Genomic DNA, 5,591 nt, shown 5'->3' on the forward strand with positions numbered 1-5,591 from the left:
TGTAAGCTCGGTCGCCGCATCCATGCGGCTCACGCCCCCGCAACCGGACCCACCCCGCCTTCGACAGTTTCCTGCGAACTGTCGGGCATGTTGATGGGGTCAGATCCGTTTTCCACAGGAAAACGGATCTGACCCCGGATTCAATTCGATATCTGACAGATGTGATCCACGCATGGCGTGGATGATCCAACCGTCACCGGGAACCTGTCGAAGGTGGGGCGGTGTCGGATTGCGGGGTGTCCGCGGCATGGATGCCGCGGCCAAGCCCCCAGGGATGGGTTCACGGCGTCCCCGCAATCCGACACCGCCCCGCCAAACCCACAGAAAACCAGAGCCGCTTTGGCTGTTGTTGTTGCTGTTGCTCTGGCCTGCAGCAGGTGCAGGGCGCAGCCCTGCCGAACCCCTACTTCACCCGACGGCCCGAACGGTCGATGCGGAACCGCTCTCCGCCTTCCATCGGCGTGTGCCCATCCGCATCCGGCGTGCCGCGACGGCATCCGTTGCAGACCTCGGCCACTCCATCGCGGAACGGCCAGCCGAAATCGAAGGTGCCCGGAACCACCTGACGGAACTTCAGATCGAAGTAGCCCACGCGGTTGCCGACGCGGGCCCGCAGCAGGCCCTCCTGCGGTGTCTCCGGCCCGTTGTCCCAGGTCAGCACCGGCAGGCTGCGGCCCTTGCGGTTGACGTAATGGAAACCCTGGTCGGCATACACCACGGCCAGGCCGTGGTCGTCGAAGTTCAGGTCTTTCAGCGTGTCGGGGTGGATCCTGGGCCGGTGATCGACCACCTCGCAGTCGGGCAGCGGCCACAACCCGTGCTCGTCGGTGAGCAGCTTGCAGGCCGGTGCCTGTGCCAGCGCAGTGCTGCTGGCCAGCATGCCGAGCAGGACCAGCGACCGCGCGAGGCGGCCGCTGGCGGGGGCAGGGCGGGCCTGCCGCGCGATCACTTGGCCTCGGCCTTGCGCTCGAAGACGGTCGGCGCCGGCAGCTGCACCGGCACGCCCTTGTCGTCGCAGGTGCCGGCCTGGCACAGGCGTTCGCGCAGGGCCGGGGTGGCCTGCACGATCATGTGGTAGATCGCGTTCTGTTCCAGCGTGCCGCGGATCGCCTTGCTGCCCGGGCCACGGGCCCAGATGCCGACGTCCTCGCCACCGTGCGATTCGGACTTCATCGGCACCAGCGCTTCCTGCATGTAGTCCGGGTGCTCGGTGTCGACCTCACGCAGGTTCGGGCGGCCATTGGCCGGTTCGAAGCTGCTCGGGTTGTGCGGGTAGCGCTTGGCGCCGGCCGGCTGCTGGTTGCTGGCGCCGGTGTGGCCCGGGCCGTTGGCGTAGGTCAGGGTGGTGTACGGCTGGCCGCTGCCGTCCAGCGCATAGTCCAGCTTGCCGGCACCGTCTTCGCCGCCCTTGTCCTTCACCTTGCCCAGGATCGGGTTGCCGCGTGCCGGGTAGCCGACGAAGTTCAGGGTGTGCGAGTGGTCGGCGGTGACGATGATCAGGGTGTCGTCGGCCGAGGTCAGTTCGTTGGCCACGCGCACCGCGTCGGACAGCGCCACGGTCTCGGTCAGGGCACGGTAGGCGTTGCCGCTGTGATTGGCGTGGTCGATGCGCGCGCCCTCGATCATCAGCACGTAGCCCTCCTGGTGCTTGGCCAGGTTCTTGATCGCCGCAGCGGTCAGTTCGGCCAGGCTCGGCTCGCCGCCCGGATCCTGCGGGCGCTCATACTCGTAGCGCATGTGGTCCGGCTCGAACAGGCCGAGGATGGCCGGCGCGTTGGCGGCGGCGGCCAGCTGCTTGCTGTTCCAGACGTAGGCACCCTGCGGGTGCGCCTGCTGCCATTCCTGCACCAGGCTGCGGCCGTCCAGGCGCTGGCCGACCTTGTCGTCGTATTCCGGATCGCGCTCTTCCACGGTGGTGAATTCACCGCGACCGCCGCCGAGGGCGACCAGCGGGCCACGGCCATAGCGCGAGGTCGACAGCAGCTGCTGGGCGATGTCCTTGCAGCCGGCCGCCTTGGCCGCTTCGGTCAGGTCGGTGTCGTTTTCCCAGTTGCGCTCGGGCGAGTTCGCGTAGGTGGCGGCGGGGGTGGCGTGGGTCAGGCGTGCGGTGGACACCACGCCGGTGGCCAGGCCGGCGCTGTCGGCCAGCTGCAGCCAGGTCAGCAGGCCCTTGGACAGGCTGTCGGCACAGTCGGTGCGGCTGCCGGCGCTGACGCCGATCGCACCCATGTGGGTCTTCACGCCGGTGGTGATGGCGGTCATGGTGCCGGCCGAATCCGGCGTCTGCGAATCGGTGTTGTAGGTCTTGCTGAACGCCGTGGCCGGGAAGCGCTCCCAGGACAGCAGGTTTTCTTCGCCCGAACCGCCCTTCTGCTGACCCTCGTAGATGCGCGAGGCGGCCACGGTGGTCAGGCTCATGCCGTCGCCCAGGAACAGGATGACGTTTTTCGCCTTGCCGGACATCGCGCCGTTGGCGGCCGCCTGGGCGGCACCGCTGCGGTACCACCACTGCGGGGTCTCACCGGCCGGGTGGGCGACGGGATCGACGGCGACCTTCAGGCCGGCCGGGGCAGAGGCGGGGGTTGTGCTGGCGCAGGCGCCCAGCAGCAGGGTGGTGGCGCAGGCGGCCAACAGGGAGACGGAACGGCGCATGGACGCTGGGATCTCACAAACTGTAACGGGACGTTCATTATGCCCGGCCCCGCAAGGCACGCCGATGACACACTGATTTGCCGGCCGGGCGGTCGTTCTGCCGGCCGCCTTGGGCTATCGTTCCAGCATCCCTTTCTTCCCCTCTGGATTGCCTATGAAGCTGGTCTCTGCCTGGCTGCGGATTCCATTCTGGCAGCGCGTGGTCGGTGGCTTCGTGCTCGGCGCGCTGGCTGGCTGGGCGCTGGGCCCGGCCGCGGAAACGTGGTTCGGCCCGCTCGGCGAGCTGTACGTCACCCTGATCAAGATGATCGCGGTACCGCTGGTGTTCTTCGCGGTCATCAACGCGATCTCGTCACTGCACGGCCAGAAGTCGGTCGCCGCGCTCAGTGGCCGCACCTTCCTGTGGTTCGTGATCACCGCCGCGCTGGCGGTGTGCGTCGGCCTGGGCGTGGGTACCGTGCTGCAGCCCGGCGCCGGTGGCCTGCAGCTGTCGATGGCCAGCAACTATGTGCCGCGCGAAGTGCCCAGCGTGGTGCAGGTGCTGCTGGACGTGGTGCCAGCCAATGTCTTCTACGCGCTGTCCGGCATCGGCACCAAGGTCAATGCGGCCGGTGAAACCGTGCTGGCCGCCGGTCGCGGCTCGATCCTGCCGGTGATCTTCTTCGCCGGACTGGTGGGCTTTGCCATCGTCAAGCTGGGCGAGAAGGTGACCGAGGCGCGCAAGCTGGTCGGCCAGATGAGCGACATCATGATCCAGGTGACCCGCTTCGTGCTGGAAGTCACCCCGATCGGCACCTTCGGCCTGATCGCCGGCCTGGTCGGCAGCTACGGGTTCGAGAAGCTGCTGCCGCTGGGTCATTTCGTACTCGCCCTGTACGTGGCCTGCGCGCTGCACATCGTGGTGGTCTACAGCGCGCTGCTGCTGGCGCACGGCCTGAACCCGCTGAAGTTCTTCCGTGGCGCGGCACCGGGCATGCAGGTGGCGTTTGTCAGCTCGTCCAGCTTCGCGGCGATGCCGGTGGCGCTGCGCTCGATCACCCACAACCTGGGCGTGAACAAGGACTACGGTTCGTTCGCGGTGCCGCTGGGCGCCAGCATCAAGATGGACGGCTGCGGCGCGATCTACCCGGCGCTGTGCGCGGTGTTCATTGCACAGTACAGCGGCGTGCCGCTGACTCCGGAGCAGTACGTGGTGGTGCTGATCGCCTCGGTGCTGGGCAGCTTCGGCACCGCCGGCGTGCCGGGCACCGCAGTGATCATGGCCACGGTGGTGCTGAGTGCGGCCAACCTGCCGCTGGAGACCATCGGCTACCTGTATGCCATCGACCGCATCCTGGACATGATGCGAACGATGACCAATGTGACCGGCCAGATGCTGGTGCCGGTGATCGTGGCCAAGGAAACCGGCCTGCTGGATCAGGCGGTGTACGACAACCCGTCCGGCAATGTGGGTGTGGACGACCCCGACCCGACACCGCCGCGCAGCTGAGGTTGTGCGTAGCGATGAAAGGCCCGCCCTGACCGGCGGGCCTTTTGTTTGGCAGGCGGCTGATGCGGTACCGACCAACGGTCGGTACCCACCGGGGGTGGCCGGCGCCTATCCGTCATTGCGGGCCCAACAAAAAAAGCCGCTGCAGGGCAGCGGCTTTCTCGTGTCAGGCGGCGCGTTCGCGCCAACCGGTCAGATCAGAGATCGACCCGGCGGGCCTGCATGAACTTGTTGCCCCAGTAGCCACTGAGCAGGGTATCCACGCGCACGTCCTTGCCCGAGCTCGGGGCGTGCAGGAAGCGGCCGTCACCGACGTAGATGCCGACGTGGTCCACGCGGCCCTTGCGGCCGAAGAAGACCAGGTCGCCAGCGGCCAGCGCGGTGCGGTCGTTGATCAGTTCGGCGTTGTCATCGTGGGCCATCTCGCGCGAGACGCGCGGCAGCTCGATGCCGAGGGCGGAGCGGAACACGTAGCCGACCAGGCCACTGCAGTCGAAACCGCTGTCCGGGTTGCTGCCCCCCCAACGGTACGGGGTGCCCAGCAGGGTCATCGCACGGCGCAGCAGCGACTGCACCTTGCCGTTGTCGGCGGCGGTACCGACAACGCTGCCATTGGCGGCGCTGCTGGTGTCGTAGTTGGCGAGCAGGCGGCTGAGATCGCCGGCCACCACGGCCGAGCGGTCCATCAGCGGAATGGTGTCGTTGGCGGCCAGGTGCGGCAGCAGGGCGGCCAGGGTCGCGCTGGCGGCGGCATCGACGCGGCTGCGCTGCGGAGCGGCGGCCTCGGCCTTGGCGGCCGGTCGGGCGGGGCTCTCGGCCACCGGGGCCGGAGTCACATCGGAACGATTCGGAGCAGTCTGCGACCATGCCGGAAGGCTGGTCAGACACAGTGCCAGGCCGAGCAACAGCGGGCGGGCACCACGTGAAGATACGGAAGTCTGGCCTTCGCTTTTCAGGTCGTCAGTCGTCACGCGTCGGTCACAGAAAAAAAACGATGGGGCATCATGCCCTGTAAAAGCGTCAATAAGTTAAAAATTCCGTTAGTAATCCGTTAGTTCTATGGTGATGTGCGTCACAGTTTTGAACATATCGCCTGTTCATTTTAGCGAAGGACACGTTTCGCGCCGGTGTAGTGGTCCTTCCAGTAGGGCCCGCTGAGCGAGTCGAGCCGGACGGTGCCGCCGGTGCTCGGCGCGTGCACGAAACGACCTTCGCCGACATAGATGCCGACATGGGTGACGTTGCCGCGGCTGCCAAAGAACACCAGGTCGCCGGTCGCCAGGCGCTGTGGGTCGATCTTCGGGCCCTGTACCGCCGCCAGGTCACGCGAGGTGCGCGGCAGCTTCAGGTCCAGCATCTCGCGGTACACATAGGCGACCAGTCCGCTGCAGTCGAAGCCGGAATCGGGAGTGTTGCCGCCGTAGCGGTAGGGCGTGCCGACCAGGCTGAT

The 5,591-nt window shown here is 67.3% G+C and carries 5 protein-coding genes; 1 reads left to right on the forward strand and 4 read right to left on the reverse strand.

Annotation, left to right across the window (positions count from 1 at the left end):
- Positions 1-403: 403 nt before the first annotated feature.
- Positions 404-949 carry a WG repeat-containing protein gene (locus QRO93_RS20945; RefSeq protein ID WP_180878490.1) on the reverse strand — a complete coding sequence of 182 codons (546 nt, stop codon included), beginning with the start codon at positions 947-949 and terminating at the stop codon, positions 404-406.
- Positions 946-2,652, reverse strand: coding sequence for an alkaline phosphatase (locus QRO93_RS20950; protein ID WP_180878489.1), 1,707 nt, complete (start codon positions 2,650-2,652; stop codon positions 946-948). The genes QRO93_RS20945 and QRO93_RS20950 overlap by 4 nt, the downstream gene beginning before the upstream one ends.
- A 154-nt stretch (positions 2,653-2,806) precedes the next feature.
- On the opposite strand from QRO93_RS20950, the gene QRO93_RS20955 reads away from it, so the two are divergent.
- Complete coding sequence (locus QRO93_RS20955) at positions 2,807-4,141, forward strand: dicarboxylate/amino acid:cation symporter (RefSeq protein ID WP_008266950.1); 1,335 nt, start codon at positions 2,807-2,809, stop codon at positions 4,139-4,141.
- Positions 4,142-4,338: 197 nt separating this feature from the next.
- On the opposite strand, the gene QRO93_RS20960 is transcribed toward QRO93_RS20955, so the two are convergent.
- Positions 4,339-5,112, reverse strand: a complete 774-nt coding sequence (locus tag QRO93_RS20960) for a C40 family peptidase (protein WP_053450424.1) — start codon at positions 5,110-5,112, stop codon at positions 4,339-4,341.
- Between the two features lie 131 nt (positions 5,113-5,243).
- Positions 5,244-5,591 (reverse strand): C40 family peptidase (locus tag QRO93_RS20965; RefSeq protein ID WP_285304346.1); only part of this gene is annotated, 348 nt, incomplete at its 5' end.

It is taken from the genome of Stenotrophomonas maltophilia group sp. Smal17 (assembly GCF_030237045.1).
Lineage (GTDB): Bacteria > Pseudomonadota > Gammaproteobacteria > Xanthomonadales > Xanthomonadaceae > Stenotrophomonas > Stenotrophomonas forensis.

Excerpts from the sequence above, each read along its gene's own strand:
- QRO93_RS20950 (WP_180878489.1), bottom strand. The coding sequence starts at position 2,652 with ATGCGCCGTTCCGTCTCCCTGTTGGCCGCCTGCGCCACCACCCTGCTG.
- QRO93_RS20955 (WP_008266950.1), top strand. The coding sequence starts at position 2,807 with ATGAAGCTGGTCTCTGCCTGGCTGCGGATTCCATTCTGGCAGCGCGTG.